The sequence below is a fragment of the Prevotella sp. BV3P1 genome, from assembly GCF_000479005.1.
Classification (GTDB): domain Bacteria; phylum Bacteroidota; class Bacteroidia; order Bacteroidales; family Bacteroidaceae; genus Prevotella.
The window spans coordinates 13,848-31,304 of sequence record NZ_AWXC01000008.1; the positions used below are offsets into that span (position 1 = coordinate 13,848).

Consider the following 17,457-nt stretch of genomic DNA (forward strand, 5'->3'; position numbering starts at 1 on the left):
TCAAATCTCCCCATGACGGTTGAGCGTTACCTCACCCTTATTTTCTTTCCTTTCCTGATGTTGTTACCTTTTAGGCCGTTGAGCTTTTTGAGCTTCTTAACAGTCGTATTGTTGCGAGCGGCTATTTCTGATAATGTATCTCCTCCTCTAACGGTAACTGACTTGTTTGACGAGCGTCTTCTTCGGTTGCTGCGCGAAGATTTACGGCTGCTGCGTTTGCTTTTGCTTCTGCTGTAGCTCTTGCGTGAACTCGATGTCGATGTTCTGCCGATCGAATAGTTAGGTGCGCCTTGCGCTACTTCCACCTCTGAACGCTTGGTCAGCAGCACGTCGGCGTTGTAAGCATATACCGAATCCTCTTGATCGATAAACGAATTGATTTTGTCAACGGGCAGACGAAGGGTGGATGGCTTGGTGTATCCGATGACGATGTCCTTGCGATATTGTGGGTTGAGCGACCGTACAAGCTCCTCATCCATATTCAATACTTGTGCAATTTGCTTGAAATGAACGTCGCGGTTGACGAGGATGGTATCTGTCTTGGCTGGCAAGTCTGTGGTCATTGGGCAGATGTTGTGCTCGCAGTAGTAGTTCATGATGTAGTTGGCTGCGATGAATGCCGGTACATAGCCTCGTGTTTCGCGTGGCAAGTAGGGGTATATTTTCCAGTAATCCTTGCTACCACCGGCACGATGGATGGCCTGTGTGAGTTTGTCTGGACCACAGTTGTAGGCTGCGATAACCAGGTTCCAGTCGCCAAAAATACGGTATAGGTCGCTCAAGTAGTTGGCTGCGGCGTACGAAGACTTGATGGGATCGCATCGCTCGTCAAGCAAAGAGTTGATTTCCAGACCGTAATTATTGGCGGTAGCCAACATGAATTGCCACAATCCCGTAGCACCTACACGCGAAACAGCCTTGGGATTGAGCCCCGATTCAATCACCGGAAGGTATTTCAACTCAAGTGGTAGATTGTACGTTTCCAAGGCCTGTTCGAAGATAGGCATATAGAAGTTGGAGGCACCCAACATGATTCCAACGGCGTTGCGCAGCTCGTTACTGTACCGGTCGATGAACTTCTGCACCACGTTGTTATATGGCATCTCCATGATGGTGGGCAAACGACGCAGGCGATTCTTGTAAACATCGGGCTCGTAAGTCTTGTTTACATTTGGTAAGTTGCAATCAGCATCACGTTTCAGGTATGTTTTTGTGTTATAAAGGTGAAGCAGACTGTCAATCTCAGACGTCATAGCTTCGGGTAAGTCAAATGTTTCGTTTTCACCTTTTTTATTCGTCACGATGATTTCTGTATCGTCATCGACGACCTGCGCTTGCAACGATGATGAGAATACAACAAGCAGGGTGACTATGAATAAATAAATTTTCTTCATGATTGGTTTCTTGTCTGTTTATTTGTTTGGCTATCTTTTGTTTCAGAAGCTGAGGCTACAATGAATGCCCAGACCGCCTGATTTCAAGGGATTCCTATTCATATTGGTGTTGACAACCGTGGGTTCAATGCGCAAACTCAAGTCGTCAGAGATGTCAAACTCTGACAAAGAGGCGTCAACGTAGGCGTCGATTACCGACAAAGCGTAGACTCCGATGAGCGTGAAGAAACTCAAGTCGCGCCAACGACGGTAGCGATCCTTGCGTTTTCTGAACAATTCCTTGTATCTATCGATGTTTGATGCGTCGATTTGGTTGCCTAAATGCAGAAACTGTTTGTAGCTCTGCGATTGCGGATCGTTGTCCATCAGGTCGATGTACGCTTGCGAATAATCGTGATACATCTGGTTGTTCCAGCGCATGGCATAGTAGCAGCCCACAAAACCACCATAGACAATGGGCAGTTTCCAGTATTTTCGGTTGTAGATTTGGCCAGCTCCAGGCAGCACAACAGCCAGCCACATGGCTCTTTTGGCATCGGGTCGCCAGGTGTTCCAGTCGCGCTTGATTTTCTTTGCGACTTTTCCTGTTTGTGCAAAGACAAGGGTGTCTGATGGGTTGATGGCCTTTTCTGTGGGAATGGCCTTGGCGTTGTCTTCTCCGATAATGACGCGTGGGTCGGTATCCTTGATGCTGTCGCCCACTTGAATCTGAGCCTGACACCATGCTGCACACAGCAGAATGGCGCACGTCAGGCAGATACGAAGGGACGATGATAGGTTGTCACGCATGGTTTTCACGAAAGTAACTTAGTCTTTCAGTTTGTCAAAGATGTTCATCAGACGTTCCAATTCCTGTTCATTGGCGAAAGGAATGCTGATTTTGCCTTTTCCCTTGGCACTACATGTCATTTGGACTTTTGTCTTCAGAAATGTTGATAAGCGCAGTCTCAGCACGTCAAATTCCTCTGGCAAGCCGCCCTTGGCCGAGCTATGTTTCTCTGATTTCCGCAGCTCCCCGCCATTTTTAAGCTGTTGTGCCAGTTCTTCCACCTTCCTGACAGGGTAACCATTCTTCTGCACTTCCTTGAACAGCTTGATTTGCATCGACGGGCTTTCTACGGCAAGTAAAGCCCGCGCGTGCCCCATGTCAATCTCTTTCTTCTGCAAAGCCATCTGTACTTGAGCCGGCAGCTTCAGCAAGCGCAGGTAATTAGTGATGGCCGTGCGGCTCTTTCCCACGTGCTTAGACACTTTCTCTTGCGTCATGCCACTCTTTTCCATCAGCTTTTCGTAAGCCAGAGCGATTTCTATGGCATTGAGGTCTTCGCGCTGAATGTTCTCAACCAATGCCATCTCCATGACAGTTTCGTCATCAATGGTCCGAATGTAGGCGGGTATAGCCTCTAAACCAACGATTTGCGAGGCGCGCCAACGACGCTCACCAGCTACGATTTGGTATTTGTCGGCGGCCACTTGGCGTAGGGTGATGGGTTGAATGATGCCTATTTCTCGAATGCTCGATGCCAGTTCTTCCAAAGCCTCTTGGTCAAATTCTCGACGAGGCTGGTTGGGATTGGCTTCAATTTGTTCGATAGGCACTTCGTTGATGGTCGAACTGCCTTGCGTTTGTATGTTGTCTGTCGAAATGAGAGCGTCGAGGCCGCGTCCTAAAGCTGGAGCCTTTATTGAATGACTATATTTTTTTCGTACTGCCATGTGTCTGTTTTACTTATTGGGAAGATGGAAAATGGTGGTTTTAGTTTAAAATAAAACAACGGAGGATATGTGTTAATGCTGGATGAAGAGAGCTGTAGAATCCTGACATTCCGCTGTCTTGGTGTCTACTACTCAAGCGTTCTTGCTGATGATTTCCCTGGCCAAGTTCAGGTGATTCTTGGCCCCAGACGAGTCGGCATCGTACAGGATGACCGGCAAACCGTGGCTCGGACTTTCGCTGAGCTTCACGTTTCGCTGAATCACCGTCTTGAAGACCAACTCCTGGAAGTGCCGCTTCACCTCGTCGTAAATCTGGTTGGCCAGTCGCAGACGACTGTCGTACATCGTCAAGAGAAAACCTTCGATTTCCAATTTTGGGTTCAGTTTGCTCTTAATAATCTTGATGGTATTGAGCAGTTTGCTGATACCTTCCAAGGCGAAATATTCACATTGCACGGGAATGATGACCGAGTCGGATGCCGTGAGCGCGTTCACCGTAATCAAACCCAGTGACGGACTGCAATCAATGAGTATGTAATCGTAGTCATCGCGGATGGGATCCAAGATGTTTTTGATTACTTTTTCTCGGTTGTCCAGGTTCAACATCTCAATCTCGGCGCCCACCAGGTCGATGTGGCTCGGTATGATGTCCAGTCCGGTAATGTCTGTGGTGTAGATGGCATCACGCACGTCAGCCTTGTTGATGATGCATTCGTATAGCGAACAGTCCACCTCCTTGATGTCTACGCCCAAACCACTGGAGGCGTTGGCCTGCGGGTCGGCATCGACGATGAGTACCGATTTCTCGAGCGTAGCTAAAGATGCGCCCAGATTGATGGTGGTGGTGGTTTTGCCTACACCACCTTTTTGATTCGCTAAAGCTATGATTTTTCCCATTTTCAGTATCTTTCTAAAGACATTAAATTGTTGCAAAGTTACATATTTTGTATGACAAAGTACCCATTTAAACTTTTTTTCGTACTTTTGCATGAGAATTAATAGGAATATTACCAGCCGAATCAAGCAAATTTACTTTCTCGCTTCAGAAAGTTTTCCTTGAGCTTTTCGGCTTGATTAAAAGCGTTAAAAGACATGCAGACAGAACGACCCTTGATTTTGATTTCAAACGATGACGGCTATCATTCACCCGGCATTCATGCCTTGGTAGACATGGTTTCCGATTTGGCAGATGTACTGGTCTGCGCCCCTGAGGCGGCTCGTTCGGGCTTTTCGTGTGCTTTTTCGGCTGTTGAATATCTGCGGTTAAAGCGCAGGAAGGACATCGGAACGGCTCAAGTGTGGTCGTGCAGTGGTACGCCGGTCGACTGTGTGAAGCTGGCTCTCGACCAGTTGTGCCCCAACAGGAGGCCGGCTCTCATCCTGGGCGGCATCAACCACGGTGACAATTCGTCTGTAAACAACCACTATTCGGGTACCATGGGCATCGCTTTGGAAGGCTGCATGAAGTACATCCCCTCGGTGGCATTCTCCAGTTGTTATTACGAGGAGGACGCTAACCTCGAACCGTTGCGCCCATACGTGCGGATGGTGGTGAAGAGAGTGCTGGCGGACGGACTGCCCAAGGGCATCTGCCTGAACGTCAACTTTCCCGCCCGACAAGTGTTTGAGGGCATCAAAGTGTGCCGAATGACGATGGGTCGGTGGGTCAACGAGATTGTGAAACAGCATCATCCACGACATTACGACTATTATTGGGTGGTGGGAGAGTATCTGAACGATGAACCCAATGCCAAGGACTCCGACCAATGGGCACTCAATCATGGCTATGTTGCCATTACGCCCACTAAGATGGATGTCACCGCTTACGAGTTTATGGATGAAATCAGGGAATGGGAAAAGCCGGTTGCCCCTTCGGCATTCAATGCCCAAGACCAACCCATGAAGGCTCTTTGAACCGCTCGCAGCTCGCTGAACACTCCATGTTGATGAACGTGCGCACCATACTATATTCCAAAATCAGGAGCTTATGAAGTATTATTTGATTGTTGGCGAAGCAAGTGGAGACTTGCATGCTTCTCACTTGATGACGGCTTTGAAAAAACAGGACAATGACGCTCGGTTTCGATTCTTCGGCGGAGACCTCATGACGGCGGTCGGAGGAGAGCGGGTGAGGCATTTCAAGGAAATGGCGTACATGGGTTTTGTCCCCGTGCTGCTGCATCTGCGAACCATCTTCAAGAACATGAAAATGTGCAAAGAAGACATTGTTCGGTGGCAGCCCGACGTGGTGATTTTGGTCGACTATGCCGGGTTTAACCTGAATGTTGCTAAGTTCTTGAAAACCAATACAAATATACCAGCTTATTATTACATATCTCCCAAGCTTTGGGCCTGGAAGGAATACCGCATTAAGAACATCAAGCGCGATGTGGCCGAGCTGTTTTCCATCCTGCCTTTCGAGGTTCCTTTTTTCGAGCAAAAGCATCATTATCCCATCCATTACGTAGGTAATCCGACGGCTGATGAGGTGCGTCAGTTCCGCACCTCATACAGCGAAAGATTCGAGGAGTTTTGTCTTGCGAATCATCTTGACAAAAATAAACCTATCATAGCTTTGCTGGCAGGAAGCAGAAAACAGGAAATTAAGGACAATTTGCCTGCCATGATTCAGGCAGCCAACGCTTATCCAGACTACCAACCCGTGCTGGCGGGTGCGCCATCTATTGAGGATGCTTATTACGAAGAGTACCTGACCGGCACGAACGTCGCCTTGGTTAAAAACAAGACTTATCCGTTGTTGGCCCATGCTGCGGCTGCCTTGGTGACCAGTGGCACGGCAACGCTCGAAACGGCTTTGTTTGATGTGCCGCAAGTGGTGTGTTACAAGACGCCTGTACCTCGACTCATACGCTTTGCGTTCGAGCATATTATTAAGGTAAAGTACATCTCTTTGGTCAATCTCATCGCTGATCGGGAAGTGGTGCGAGAGCCGTTTGCCGACCGCTTTACCCTTGCAAACATCGTCAAAGAACTGGGACTTATCTTGCCGGGTGGCGGAGAACGCCAGAAAATGCTCGCCGATTATGTCGAGGTGCGTCATCAGTTGGGCGATCATGTAGCACCAGAGAATGCCGCAAAAATTATGGTTTCATTGTTGAAGGGTGAACGGAAGTAAACGAGTGGTGTACGCTCTTTTTGAAGAGTCTGTTTACTCCTTGTTTATCAGTGCTTTACGGCTTTGCTCTAAAGTCTATGAGCTTACCCCGTAAAGTCATTGACTTTGCCCGCCAAACCCATAGACTTTTGCGAGCAAACTCAATGCTATTAATATGTGAGGATAATGGCATGCTTTTTCATGTTCCGTCAGAGAAGAATGTCGAATCACGGGTTACGCAATTCAATTCGTAATTGACCGAAGGATGGAACATGGCGACTGCCTCTTTTAGCACGGTCTATGCCGTGGCATCAAGGTTGTGTTTCGGTTTATTTCACAATCCCCATCTTTTTCATTTCTTGCAACACTACATCCGACATTCTCATGAAACCAAGATCTGTAAAATGAATGCCGTCGACCGTTGCCTCACCGTCGTTTCCGATGAGGTTGTCGCTGTTGATGTAATAGAGATTGTTGTCTCCTTTGGCCTTGAGTGCCTGAAAACATTTTTTCAGTTCGATATTCTTGTCGTGGACAACTTTACTAATCTCTTGATCGTAGGTACCATGGGGAAATATGGGGTTTTCGATGAGCACGATAGGTGTAATTGGACTTTCTTTTCTGATGATGTTGACGAAAGGAATTGTTTTGTCCTTGACATCCTCTGGGCCGTTGTTCGGTGCAAAATCAAGGATGAACATCTGCGCATTCTTCTTTTTGGCAATGACTTCAGCCACATCCATGTCCAGTCTGCCGTTGCCGCTGAATCCAAGATTGATTACCTCGGTGTTGAGCCAGCGTTCTAATATATTGGTAAAACTCATTCCCGGTCGGGCCGCACAGCCTCCTTGTGTGATGCTCGTTCCATACACAACGATGGGTGCTTCTGTCCTTGGAAATGGCAGTGTGGGTTGGGTGATGGTCTTGGTAGAGTCGATTCCAATCTCAAGTGAAACAATTCCGTCATACAAGGGAAGGTAGAGCATGTATTCTCGCTCGATGGGTTTCATGTGATCGATGATGACTTGCGTGGAAACTTTCGCCGTAGGTTTGCCTGTTTTCATGAATACCCATTTGTCCTGATCCCAGGTATATAAGTCAAGTCCTTTGGTTCCCGTTGGCGACATGTGGTTCATGTAGGCATCGTTCAAGGTTTCCCATCTGGCCGCAATCGTGGTGCTGTTGGTCTTGAACCTCACGGCGAGGCCTGATGTGTGTTTGCCCAAATGCCAAACAGGAGGTCGGCAGGTGTTTTTTAATTCACGCGGCAAACGCTCATATCTGGTTTCGGTATCATTGGATATCTTTCCAATAACCGGAAACTGATCGGCGTTGTAGTAGGTGATTTGTGAAAACACAAGGGTAGGTGACAATAAGGCCAGGAGGAAAAAAATGACTTTGAAATGACGCATAAGTATGAGATTAATGTTATTGGTATGTAGTTTTTTCATGTTAACTCATTGTGTCTAGCAAATTTAGGAAATTAAAGTATAAAGCACAAACAAAAGGCATGAAAAATGTTTATGCAAGCAAACAGAGGCGAAATGTGGTGCAGATGATTCTTGATATGAATCGCCTGTATTGGTTTTGTGTATGTGGAAACCTTACAACAAGGTGATGGAATAAAGATAAATTACGGCTGCCGGGATGGCCATCAGGGAGGAGTCGAAGCGGTCGAGCATGCCTCCGTGGCCGGGTAGGATGTTACCACTGTCTTTAATGCCTAATGTACGTTTGAACAACGATTCGACTAAATCGCCCCAAGTTCCAAATATGACTACAACTAATCCTAATCCGAGCCATTCTATGAGGTTGAGTCCAGATAAGTTTTCCCCTTGCGACTCAATATAGTATATAATGGAAGCCATGATTAAAACGAGGATACCACCTCCGATGCTGCCTTCCCAACTTTTAGCAGGCGAGATGCGCGGAAATAGTTTGTGCTTTCCAAAAAGTGAGCCTGTGCAGTAGGCTCCCGTGTCATTGGTCCACAGAAAAATGAAGATACTCAGAGGAAGTAAGTAGTAAAAATGGTTCACACCGTCTGGTGATTGTCTGAAAGCCAGCACATTGATCATCGAGAGCGGCAGCGCAATGTACAGTTGTGAAAGCATGGTGTATGCCCAGTCGTTCACCGCATCCTTGCTTTGTGTGTACAGATTGCTGATGAATAAGTAGACGATAGTGAGTAGGTAGGGAACAAATACCGCATTGGTTTGGATGAAACCGCTGTTGACACCTGCCACGGCAAGAAAGAAATAAACGCCGGCTACCGTTGTGATGAATCGGTTAACGGTAACGTTCTCACGGTCGTTTACCAGTCCTGTAAACTCCCAAATCGTCATGCCGGTGATGAGTGTAAAGACGAATATCATGGCAACAGGGCGCAAAAAACAGGTTGTCATGATGGCAACGAACAAGATGCCAGTAATGGTTCGAGTGATGAGATTTTTAAGTTTTGGTGTCATGGATGGTTCATAGTTGACGAGTTCACAAGTTGATGAGTTCACAAGTTGATTGTGGGGAGTTGACAAGTCGACAAGCATTAAGTCTATTTACTCGTCAACTTGTCAACTAAAAACTCGTCAACTAAAACTCTTGTTTGCTCTCTTTCAATGCTCTCTGATGCTCTTCTTCAGCCGCTTTTACTTCTTCAGGCATGTCTTCCAGCTTGGGTTCGTTGTCCTGCATGATTTCTTGTGAGCGGCTGACCCATGGGCGTTTGCCGAATATCTTTTCAACGTCTTCAGCGAAGATGACCTCGCGAGTGAGCAAAAGTTCTGCCAGCTTGGCATGGCCCTCTTTGTGTTCAGTGAGTATTTGCTTGGCTCTGTCGTACTGTTCGTTGATCATCTTCAACACCTCGTCGTCAATAATCTTTGCCGTGGTCTCCGAGTAGGGCCGCTGGAACTGATATTCTTGGTTGTTGTAGTAGCAAATGTTAGGCAGTACATCGCTCATACCGGCGTAGGCAATCATGCTATACGAGCTCTTTGTAGCGCGTTCCAGGTCGTTAATGGCACCAGTGGAAATCTGTCCTACGCACAGTTCTTCGGCAGCTCGGCCACCCAATAAGGCGCACATCTCGTCGAGCATCTGCTCCTTTGTGGTGATTTGTCGCTCTTCGGGTAGATACCATGCGGCGCCTAAGGCTCTTCCACGAGGCACAATAGAAACCTTAACAAGCGGATGAGCATGCTCGCAGAACCATGAAACGGTGGCGTGTCCGGCCTCATGAAGAGCGATGGTGCGCTTCTCACCAGCGGTCATAATCTTGGTTTTCTTTTCCAGTCCACCCACGATACGGTCAACTGCATCCAGGAAATCTTGCTTTCCAACTTGTGTCTTATTGTGTCTTGCGGCAATCAATGCGGCCTCGTTGCAGACGTTAGCGATGTCGGCACCCGAGAATCCCGGTGTTTGTCGTGACAGGAAGTCGATGTCCAAATCAGGTGCTACTTTCACTCTACGAAGATGAACCAGGAATATTTCCTTGCGTTCGGGCAGATCAGGCAAGTCCACACTGATTTGTCTGTCAAAGCGTCCTGCGCGTAACAGGGCATTGTCGAGCATGTCTGCGCGGTTGGTGGCAGCCAGAATAATGACACCACTGTTGGTACCAAAGCCGTCCATTTCGGTCAGCAAGGCATTCAACGTGTTCTCCCTTTCATCGTTTCCGCCCATGGCAGGATTCTTGCTGCGGGCCCTACCAACGGCATCAATCTCATCGATGAAGATGATACAGGGTGATTTTTCTTTGGCTTGTCGGAACAAGTCGCGTACACGACTGGCACCAACTCCAACGAACATCTCTACGAAATCGGAGCCACTCATGGAGAAGAAAGGCACACCAGCTTCACCTGCAACCGCCTTTGCCAGCAAGGTTTTACCCGTACCTGGAGGTCCTACGAGCAGTGCTCCCTTGGGTATCTTGCCGCCCAGGTCGGTGTATTTCTGTGGATTCTTCAGGAAGTCAACAATCTCTTGCACTTCTTGTTTGGCGCCAGCTTGTCCTGCTACGTCCTTGAAGGTGATGCCCAGGTCGTTGCCTTTCTCGTACATCTTGGCCTTACTCTTACCAACATTGAAGACGCCACCTGACCCTCCAGCACCTCCGCCACCCATTCGTCGCATCACGAAGATCCACATGACGATGAGAAAAATGGGGAATGAGAGGTTAAGAAGAATGTTCATCAGGTCGCTTCCTTTCTCGTTCTCATAGCTGAAGTCGGCAATTTTACCAGATGATTGTTCTGCTGTTAGGTATTTTTCCAGTTCGTCAACCGATCCAAATTCCACTTCAACGTATGGAGAAGTGCCCGTCTGCTTGGCCGTCATGTTGAAGACATCGCGGATGTGTTCGGGCTTAACGTACATCTTCAGTTTATTCTGCTCTTTGTTGATGACCACATTCTTGGCGTAACCTTTTGCGATGTACTGCTTGAATCTCGAATAAGTGGCTTTCTGACTGGCGCTTGCGTTGCCCAAGGAGTTACCACCTCCGGTCATGAAAAATACGGCCAGTGTAATGGCAACAATTGCGTAAATCCAGTTCATATTGAACTTGGGCATCTTGGGTTGGTTGTCGTTGTTATTTTTGTAGGAGTTGTTTTTATTGTCCATATAAATGAATTCTGTTGTAATAGTATAGGACTATCAAATGCCATGCCAATTTAATCTTGGTCAGGAATCCTCGTCAGTTTGGCGTCTTCCCAAAGGTTCTCCAGGTCATAGAAAGCTCTTGTTTCAGGCAAGAAGACGTGTACCAGCACGTCAGTGAAATCGATGGCCACCCATTGATTCGCTCCAAGGCCGATAACGTTGACCGGTTTCTCCTTCAAATCCTCACGGACTGTGTCGCCAATTGATTCGGAAATCGCCTCCACTTGTGTGGGAGAGTTTCCTTGACAGATGACAAAGTAATTGGCTATCGCCCCTTCAATGTTGCTTAAGTCAGCAATGACGATGTCCTGACCTTTCTTTTCTTGTATTCCTTTTGTGATGATGTCGACTAATTGTTTTGATTGTTTCATCCTCTAAAAAATGATGTATAAGATGTGGTACTATTATTCTACAAAGTTAGTGCTAAATAACTACAAAAGACATAAAATATGGAATAAATTTGTTTTTTTAAGAAAAAAGCACCACTTATTATTGCGTTATCAAAAAAAAATAGTAATTTTGCAAACGCAAATAGGCAATGACCGTATTTGATTTTGGGATATGGTGTAATGGTAACACTACAGATTCTGGTCCTGTCATTCTTGGTTCGAGTCCGAGTATCCCAACCACTAAAAAAGTGTTTTCTTATCATAGAAGGCACTTTTTTTTGATTCCCTAAGTGCTACATGCTAATTTTGTTCATGCACGAAACGTGTCAGTAGACGGCTATTTTTCATCTTTTTTAAGTGTATGAATTCGTAGAAACTCAATTTTTTCTATAGTTTTGTTAATCATCAGACCATAAAAGGAATGAAAATAGTTAATTGTCAAATACTTTGTTTGTTATGGGCTTTCCTTTTAATGGGTTGTCTTGGACGAGCACAAGTAGCTGCAGAAAAAGAATTAGATATGAACGAACAGGCTGAATTATACTTGGCAGGTGGATGCTTTTGGGGTACAGAACACTTTTTGAAGCAAATCAATGGAGTTCTCAGTACCGAAGTTGGATATGCAAATGGGCGAGGACAAAATCCCACTTATGAGGAGGTTTGTACAGATCAAACAGGTTTTGCAGAGGCTGTACACGTTGTTTATAATCCTCAAGTATTACCTATTTCTCTACTTTTAAAATTGTATTTTAAGACGATAGACCCTACCTCTTTAAATAGACAGGGTGGGGATGTTGGTACACAGTATCGCACCGGTATTTATTATACTGATGCACATGACTTGCCCATGATTCAAGCTGAGATGGCTAAGTTGAGCAAAGAATATTCGAAGAAGATACAAATAGAAGTACAGCCACTTCGGAATTTCTATGCAGCAGAAGATTATCACCAAGATTACTTGGATAAAAATCCCGGAGGATATTGCCATGTTCCACAGGCTTTGATGCAGTATGCGCGTGCAGCCAACAAGGATGCAAGCGAATCTTCACGTTATGTGAAGAAAACGGATGCAGAACTGAAGCAGCAGTTGACATCTTTACAATACGAGGTTACCCAGCATGCCGCCACCGAGCGTCCTTATGATAATGAATACAATGATGAATTTAGACCTGGCATCTATGTTGATGTAACTACTGGCGAGCCGCTGTTTTTGAGTACCGATAAGTTTGAGTCTGGCTGTGGATGGCCTGCGTTCAGCAAGCCAATTGACCCACATTTCTTGGAAGAAAAGCAAGATTTGTCTCACGGGATGCAACGTACTGAGGTGCGAAGTGCAAAGGGTCAAGCCCATTTGGGCCATGTTTTTAATGATGGTCCTAAAGATCGAGGCGGCTTGCGATACTGTATTAACAGTGCTTCTTTGCGCTTTGTACCCAGAGAGGAAATGAAAGCGCAAGGATACGAAAAGTATCTTATTTTGCTGGAGCATTGAGAAAGACGGGTAGTTCCGTTGGATTAATGGACTTTAGTCAATGGGATGATGGTCTTTCAAGCATTGCTTTGGAAACGATAGGGTATTTCCTCTAAAACAAGAACTAAAATCAATAGATATGAGTTTACAAGATATTTTGAATCACCGACGTGCCATCCGTCATTTCGACCCTGCCAAACCACTTGACACCGCGCGTGTACGTCATTGCCTGGAGTTAGCTGCTTTGGCACCAACCAGTTCGAACATGCAACTTTGGGAGTGTTATCATGTCACCCAACCGAAGGTTCTCAAAAAGCTGACCCATGCTCTTTTAGATCAACAGACGGCAGAAACCGCACAGCAAATGGTGGTGTTTGTCACTCGTAGGGACAAATATCGGGCGAATGCCAAGGCTGTGAAGACGTTTGAAATTGAGAATGTCATGCAAAACAGTCCGAAGGAGAAACAAGCCAAACGCATCAAAAAATGGCAGTTGTATTACGATTTTGTGATGCCACTGTTTTACACTCGCTTCTTTTGGTTGCTGGGCTTGTTTCGCAAATTGCTGGCGCAAACCATCGGATTGTTCCGCCCTATTGTGAAACAAGTGACCGAAGGCGATACGCGTATCACGGTTCATAAGAGTTGTGCCCTTGTCGTTCAGACGTTCATGTTGGCCATGAGCGAAGAAGGATACGACACATGTCCTGTTGAGGGATTTGACAGTTGGCTGGTCAAGAAGGCTTTAGGACTTCCTTACCACACGGAAATCAACATGGTTATCACGTGTGGCATTCGTCTGCCTGACGGTGTTCGATCCGAACGCTACCGCCTTCCTTTCGAGCAAGTGTACCATCAAGTGTGATAGTTAACGAGTTGACAAGTTTACGAGTTGACGAGTAGATGGCTGGTAAGTTGATGAATTGCTAATTTGCCAGCTGTCTGCGTAGGCTTAAACATCGTGTATTGCGAGTGACAATACAGAATAAATCCCAGAAGGCGTCAAGCCAACTGGGATTTATTTAATTAATGTAAATCGCTATTTTAGCGTTATTCAGCATTCTTATTCTCAGCGTCGATGGCCTTGATCTTCTCACGAATCATCTTGCAGTCATCCTTCAATTTCTCCACTTTCCGGTTCATTTCGTCCAGCAGGTTGTTGCCTTTTTTGCTCGATGCGTTGAGAAAGCCGAGGTTATTTTCATAAGTTGTAATCTCCGACTTCAGCTGTTCATAGCGGTGCATCAGTCTGCCACGCTCGTTGTCCAGCGCATCTTCGCCCATCTTGGCCATGTTCTTCAAGTTGTTTTTGAAGTTGTCAAGGTGTCGGCGAGCAAACGAAATGTGCAAGTCCTTATACAGCTTGTCCAAGATGTCGTGGTACTCCTGATAAACGTTATCTTTCTCTTTGTACGGAACGTGTCCTATCTTGCTGTACTCGTCCACCAGTTCCTGCACCTTTTCCTTGGTGTTCTCGTCAGCTTTTTCAGCCAACTCTTTCAGTTGGGTGATGATGGCTCGTTTCTTATCCAGGTTCTCGTGCTCGGTATTTTTTGTGCTTGCATTGGTTTTATTGCGAGCCTCGAAGAAGGTGTTGCAAGCCGTGATGAAATCGTTCCATAGTTGGTCACCTTGTTTCCTGGGCACCATACCAATGGTTTTCCATTCTTTCTGCAAAGCAATGAGTTTGTCGCTCGTCGATTTCCAATCCGTGCTGTCGGTCAAAGCCTGTGCTTTCTCCACGAGTGCTTTCTTCTTTTCGGCGTTCTCAGCGAAACGTTGTTTCATCTGCTTGAAGAACTCTGCCTTGTTTTGGAAGAACCGATCGCAGGCTGAGCGGAAACGTTCGAATATCTTGACGTTCATTTTTTGCGGGGCAAACCCAATCGTCTTCCATTCTGCCTGAATGGCGATGATCTCCTTTGTATGCTTTTCCCATTCGCCTGCCGTCTTGTATTCCTGTGCGACGATACCTTCTACTTTCTCGCAAAGTGCTGTCTTTTTCGTCAGGTTTTCTTCTTCCTCCTGGCGCAGTGTCTCGAAATGTTGCTGGTGACGCTTGTTGATGACGGTAGACGCAGCCTTAAAACGAGCCCAAATCTCTTCGCGTAGTTCTTTGGCCACCGGTCCAATTTCCCGGTATTGCTGATGCAACTCCTGCAATTGGTGGAATGCACTAATCACGTCTTCTTCGTTGGCAAGGTTCTCAGCCGTTTCGCAAAGTTTCGTCTTCAGTTCCAGGTTCTTCTTGAAATCATATTCGCGGGCTTCCCGATTGAGGTTCAACAAGTCGTAGAATTGCTCAACATACAGCTGGTAGTTGCGCCATAGTTCGCTGGCGTTCTGTGCGGGTACGGCATTGATTTCTTTCCACTGCTGTTGTAGTAACTTGAACTCTTGGAACGATTTGTTGGCTTCGTCGGGCGATGTGGCCATCGCCTTGATTTTGTCAATAATCTCAAGTTTCTTTTTCAGGTTCTCCTCTTTCTCAGCTTCTTGCTGTTGAAATATTTTAGCCCGCTTCTCTTTGATGATGGCCATCTCTGCTTTAAGGCTTTCTTCAAGCTTGTCTGGCAGTACCTGATAATGCTCCGGATCACCACCATTGTCAAGGTATTCCTTCTGCTGTGCCTCTCGTTCGGCCAGATGCAGCTTGTAGAAAGTGGTCTTGAGAAGGTCAAGTTCATTCTTCTGTGGGTATTCATCGCTGTTGGCAATCTCCTTCAGTCTGTCCAGAATCTCTTGTTTCGTTGCGTAAATCTTGGGAGTCACTTCCTCCTTTGGCGTTTCTTCTTCTTGTTTTGTCGCCTCAGGTTGCTCTGTTTGCTCTTCGGTAGTTTCGCTCACAGGTTCACCTTCGGCCTTGCCGTCTTGCGGCTCAGCCTCTTCCACGATTGCTTGTTGCGGTTCCGCATTCGTTACCTTTTCTTCTTCAGATGCTTCACTGCTTGCTGGTTCAACCGTGCTTTCGGTGCCTACAACTTGTTTCTCGCTTTCTAAATTACCCTGCTTCGGGGTGCTTTCTTGAGAGTCCATCAGTTCACTGTTTTAAGTTTATGATTTGGTTTTCCGGTGCTTTGACACATCCAGGATGTGTCACTTGTTTGCCTTCACTTCGTCTATGTAGATGATTGTCATGCCGATAGTAAGGGCATTAGATGTTGCAAACTTATATAAAAATATGCTAATTTCCTAAACAATAGTGATTTTTTTTATTGTTTTGTCTGTTTTAGAGTCTGTCCATGCTCGGTCTACAGCAGTCGTTTGTGGCGCATGATGGCCCATGAGAGTACGGCCACGAGGATGGAAATGCCAAAGGCTACTATGAATCCGTACTTGTAGGTTTCCATGCCGTTGATGACGTTCATGCCGTAGAGTGATGCCACCAGGGTAGTTGACATCATCAGAATGGAAACCGAAGTAAGGGTTTTCATCACCGTGTTCACGTTGTTGTTGATAATGCTCGAGTACGTGTCCATGGTCGATTCGAGGATGTTGGCGTAAATGCTGGTGGTCTCTCGGGCCTGCGTCATCTCGATGTTGACATCTTCTATCAGATCTGCATCCAGCTCGTCTACCTGCAACTTGAACTTCAGCTTGGCCAACAAGTTTTCGTTGCCGCGTATGGAGGTGATAAAATAGGTGAGCGAGTCCTGTAATCTGCTCAGTCCGATGAGGCTTTCGTTGTTCACCTCGTGATCTAAGTTGTGCTTGGCTTTCTCGATGAGTGTGTTAATCTGCTTCAGCCGTTTCAAGTACCAAACGGCGCTGGAGAGGAACAAACGGAAAGTCAAGTCAACATAGTCGGTGAAGCCCGAGCCTCGCTTTTGCTGATAGCTCACAAAGTCTATCATCATGTTGGTCTCGTAATAGCACACCGTGATGGTCACGTCGCGCTTGTGGATGATGCCCAGAGGAACCGTTGTGTAGGGCGTGCGCGAGCGTATCTCTTTGACGTAGGGGATACGCAGGATGATGAGCATCCAGCCATCGTCATATTCGTAGCGGGCACGCTCGTCGGTATCGCTGACGTCTTGCAAGAAATAATCGGGTATTTGGAAGCGTTCTTCCAATTCTTGTTGGTCTTCCTCTGTTGGACAGGTCACCTGAATCCAGCAATTAGGCTGCCATTCCTCAATGGGCCTAAGTATTTCGTTGATGTTCCAGTAAGTTCTCATTTTCGCTAATCTCCATGGTTCATGGGGTCGAAGATTAGCCTCCTGAAGACTACTCTTCTACCTTTCGTTACTTTTTTCCGAATGATAGTCGTCCATAAATTGTTGTTAATAATAAACTTTTACCTGTCCTGGCAGGTGACCAAACTCATGTTAAGGGAAATGGAATCTGCCGTCGAACAATGAAGTGTTTGCAAAGATAAACAAAAAAAATGATAAAAGCTGTTGCGTGACATAAAATTATTTATCAACAGCACGGCACTTTTATTTTAATGGTATGTTGTTGAATATCAAACTTAGAGTTAGAATCGTTATTGAAACAAAAGAAATGGTTCGTTTTTTCAGCAAACAATCTTACTTAAATAAAGGAGCCATGTTCCAACGGTATTCCGCTATTTGCATACCATGACGAATCGTACTACTACGCATCGCAGATGAGGTCTTCGCACTCCTGTGACGTTCATCTTTTTTCTTGACAAACACCTCGTTGTGTTTGCGATATTTATCAATAAACTGGCAACCAGTCGCAAATACG

The 17,457-nt window shown here is 46.2% G+C and carries 14 protein-coding genes and 1 tRNA gene; 5 read left to right on the forward strand and 10 right to left on the reverse strand.

Features of this window, described 5'->3' with window-relative positions; translation table 11 throughout:
• Positions 1-26 precede the first annotated feature (26 nt).
• The 4 genes from HMPREF1254_RS02120 to HMPREF1254_RS02135 all read right to left on the reverse strand — a co-directional run bounded on the left by HMPREF1254_RS02120 (position 27) and on the right by HMPREF1254_RS02135 (position 4,007).
• Positions 27-1,394 carry a lytic transglycosylase domain-containing protein gene (locus HMPREF1254_RS02120; RefSeq protein ID WP_023057043.1) on the reverse strand — a complete coding sequence of 456 codons (1,368 nt, stop codon included), beginning with the start codon at positions 1,392-1,394 and terminating at the stop codon, positions 27-29.
• Between the two features lie 42 nt (positions 1,395-1,436).
• Positions 1,437-2,183, reverse strand: a complete 747-nt coding sequence (locus tag HMPREF1254_RS02125) for a DUF5683 domain-containing protein (protein WP_023057014.1) — start codon at positions 2,181-2,183, stop codon at positions 1,437-1,439.
• 18 nt (positions 2,184-2,201) lie between these two features.
• Positions 2,202-3,110, reverse strand: coding sequence for a ParB/RepB/Spo0J family partition protein (locus HMPREF1254_RS02130; protein ID WP_023057051.1), 909 nt, complete (start codon positions 3,108-3,110; stop codon positions 2,202-2,204).
• 132 nt (positions 3,111-3,242) lie between these two features.
• A complete protein-coding gene (locus tag HMPREF1254_RS02135) occupies positions 3,243-4,007 on the reverse strand; it encodes a ParA family protein (RefSeq protein WP_036874738.1) in 765 nt (254 codons plus the stop codon).
• Positions 4,008-4,202: 195 nt separating this feature from the next.
• On the opposite strand from HMPREF1254_RS02135, the gene surE reads away from it, so the two are divergent.
• Positions 4,203-5,024, forward strand: a complete 822-nt coding sequence (gene surE, locus HMPREF1254_RS02140; RefSeq protein ID WP_023057155.1) for a 5'/3'-nucleotidase SurE — start codon at positions 4,203-4,205, stop codon at positions 5,022-5,024.
• Positions 5,025-5,097: 73 nt separating this feature from the next.
• The gene (gene lpxB, locus HMPREF1254_RS02145) at positions 5,098-6,246 is read left to right on the forward strand and encodes a lipid-A-disaccharide synthase (protein ID WP_023057073.1); all 1,149 of its coding nucleotides are present in this window, start codon (positions 5,098-5,100) and stop codon (positions 6,244-6,246) included.
• 308 nt (positions 6,247-6,554) lie between these two features.
• Here lpxB and HMPREF1254_RS02150 read toward each other — a convergent pair whose 3' ends face one another.
• The 4 genes from HMPREF1254_RS02150 to rsfS all read right to left on the reverse strand — a co-directional run bounded on the left by HMPREF1254_RS02150 (position 6,555) and on the right by rsfS (position 11,258).
• Positions 6,555-7,637, reverse strand: coding sequence for an SGNH/GDSL hydrolase family protein (locus HMPREF1254_RS02150; protein ID WP_036877930.1), 1,083 nt, complete (start codon positions 7,635-7,637; stop codon positions 6,555-6,557).
• Between the two features lie 192 nt (positions 7,638-7,829).
• The gene (locus HMPREF1254_RS02155) at positions 7,830-8,693 is read right to left on the reverse strand and encodes a phosphatidate cytidylyltransferase (RefSeq protein WP_036877932.1); all 864 of its coding nucleotides are present in this window, start codon (positions 8,691-8,693) and stop codon (positions 7,830-7,832) included.
• 121 nt (positions 8,694-8,814) lie between these two features.
• Positions 8,815-10,848 (reverse strand): ATP-dependent zinc metalloprotease FtsH, encoded by a 2,034-nt coding sequence (ftsH, locus tag HMPREF1254_RS02160; RefSeq protein WP_023057135.1) that lies wholly within the window; start codon positions 10,846-10,848, stop codon positions 8,815-8,817.
• Positions 10,849-10,898: 50 nt separating this feature from the next.
• Positions 10,899-11,258 (reverse strand): ribosome silencing factor, encoded by a 360-nt coding sequence (rsfS, locus tag HMPREF1254_RS02165; RefSeq protein WP_004349339.1) that lies wholly within the window; start codon positions 11,256-11,258, stop codon positions 10,899-10,901.
• Between the two features lie 184 nt (positions 11,259-11,442).
• Between rsfS and HMPREF1254_RS02170 the strand changes: the two genes are divergently transcribed.
• The 3 genes from HMPREF1254_RS02170 (at position 11,443) to HMPREF1254_RS02180 (ending at position 13,612) form a co-directional block, all read left to right on the forward strand.
• A tRNA-Gln gene (locus HMPREF1254_RS02170) sits at positions 11,443-11,516 on the forward strand.
• 181 nt (positions 11,517-11,697) lie between these two features.
• Complete coding sequence (gene msrB, locus HMPREF1254_RS02175) at positions 11,698-12,768, forward strand: peptide-methionine (R)-S-oxide reductase MsrB (protein ID WP_023057100.1); 1,071 nt, start codon at positions 11,698-11,700, stop codon at positions 12,766-12,768.
• Between the two features lie 118 nt (positions 12,769-12,886).
• Entirely contained in the window at positions 12,887-13,612 is a 726-nt protein-coding gene (locus HMPREF1254_RS02180; RefSeq protein ID WP_023057003.1) for a nitroreductase family protein, read from the forward strand.
• Positions 13,613-13,797: 185 nt separating this feature from the next.
• On the opposite strand, the gene HMPREF1254_RS02185 is transcribed toward HMPREF1254_RS02180, so the two are convergent.
• The gene (locus HMPREF1254_RS02185) at positions 13,798-15,783 is read right to left on the reverse strand and encodes a DUF349 domain-containing protein (RefSeq protein WP_023057107.1); all 1,986 of its coding nucleotides are present in this window, start codon (positions 15,781-15,783) and stop codon (positions 13,798-13,800) included.
• A 215-nt stretch (positions 15,784-15,998) separates the two neighbouring features.
• Positions 15,999-16,925, reverse strand: a complete 927-nt coding sequence (locus tag HMPREF1254_RS02190; RefSeq protein WP_023056997.1) for a magnesium transporter CorA family protein — start codon at positions 16,923-16,925, stop codon at positions 15,999-16,001.
• Between the last annotated feature and the right edge of the window lie 532 nt (positions 16,926-17,457).

Coding starts and splice junctions, on each gene's coding strand:
- HMPREF1254_RS02155 (WP_036877932.1), bottom strand. CDS start 8,693: ATGACACCAAAACTTAAAAATCTCATCACTCGAACCATTACTGGCATC.
- HMPREF1254_RS02120 (WP_023057043.1), bottom strand. CDS start 1,394: ATGAAGAAAATTTATTTATTCATAGTCACCCTGCTTGTTGTATTCTCA.
- HMPREF1254_RS02135 (WP_036874738.1), bottom strand. CDS start 4,007: ATGGGAAAAATCATAGCTTTAGCGAATCAAAAAGGTGGTGTAGGCAAA.
- msrB (WP_023057100.1), top strand. CDS start 11,698: ATGAAAATAGTTAATTGTCAAATACTTTGTTTGTTATGGGCTTTCCTT.
- rsfS (WP_004349339.1), bottom strand. CDS start 11,258: ATGAAACAATCAAAACAATTAGTCGACATCATCACAAAAGGAATACAA.
- HMPREF1254_RS02185 (WP_023057107.1), bottom strand. CDS start 15,783: ATGGACTCTCAAGAAAGCACCCCGAAGCAGGGTAATTTAGAAAGCGAG.
- HMPREF1254_RS02180 (WP_023057003.1), top strand. CDS start 12,887: ATGAGTTTACAAGATATTTTGAATCACCGACGTGCCATCCGTCATTTC.
- HMPREF1254_RS02150 (WP_036877930.1), bottom strand. CDS start 7,637: ATGCGTCATTTCAAAGTCATTTTTTTCCTCCTGGCCTTATTGTCACCT.
- HMPREF1254_RS02130 (WP_023057051.1), bottom strand. CDS start 3,110: ATGGCAGTACGAAAAAAATATAGTCATTCAATAAAGGCTCCAGCTTTA.
- HMPREF1254_RS02190 (WP_023056997.1), bottom strand. CDS start 16,925: ATGAGAACTTACTGGAACATCAACGAAATACTTAGGCCCATTGAGGAA.
- ftsH (WP_023057135.1), bottom strand. CDS start 10,848: ATGGACAATAAAAACAACTCCTACAAAAATAACAACGACAACCAACCC.
- surE (WP_023057155.1), top strand. CDS start 4,203: ATGCAGACAGAACGACCCTTGATTTTGATTTCAAACGATGACGGCTAT.
- HMPREF1254_RS02125 (WP_023057014.1), bottom strand. CDS start 2,183: ATGCGTGACAACCTATCATCGTCCCTTCGTATCTGCCTGACGTGCGCC.
- lpxB (WP_023057073.1), top strand. CDS start 5,098: ATGAAGTATTATTTGATTGTTGGCGAAGCAAGTGGAGACTTGCATGCT.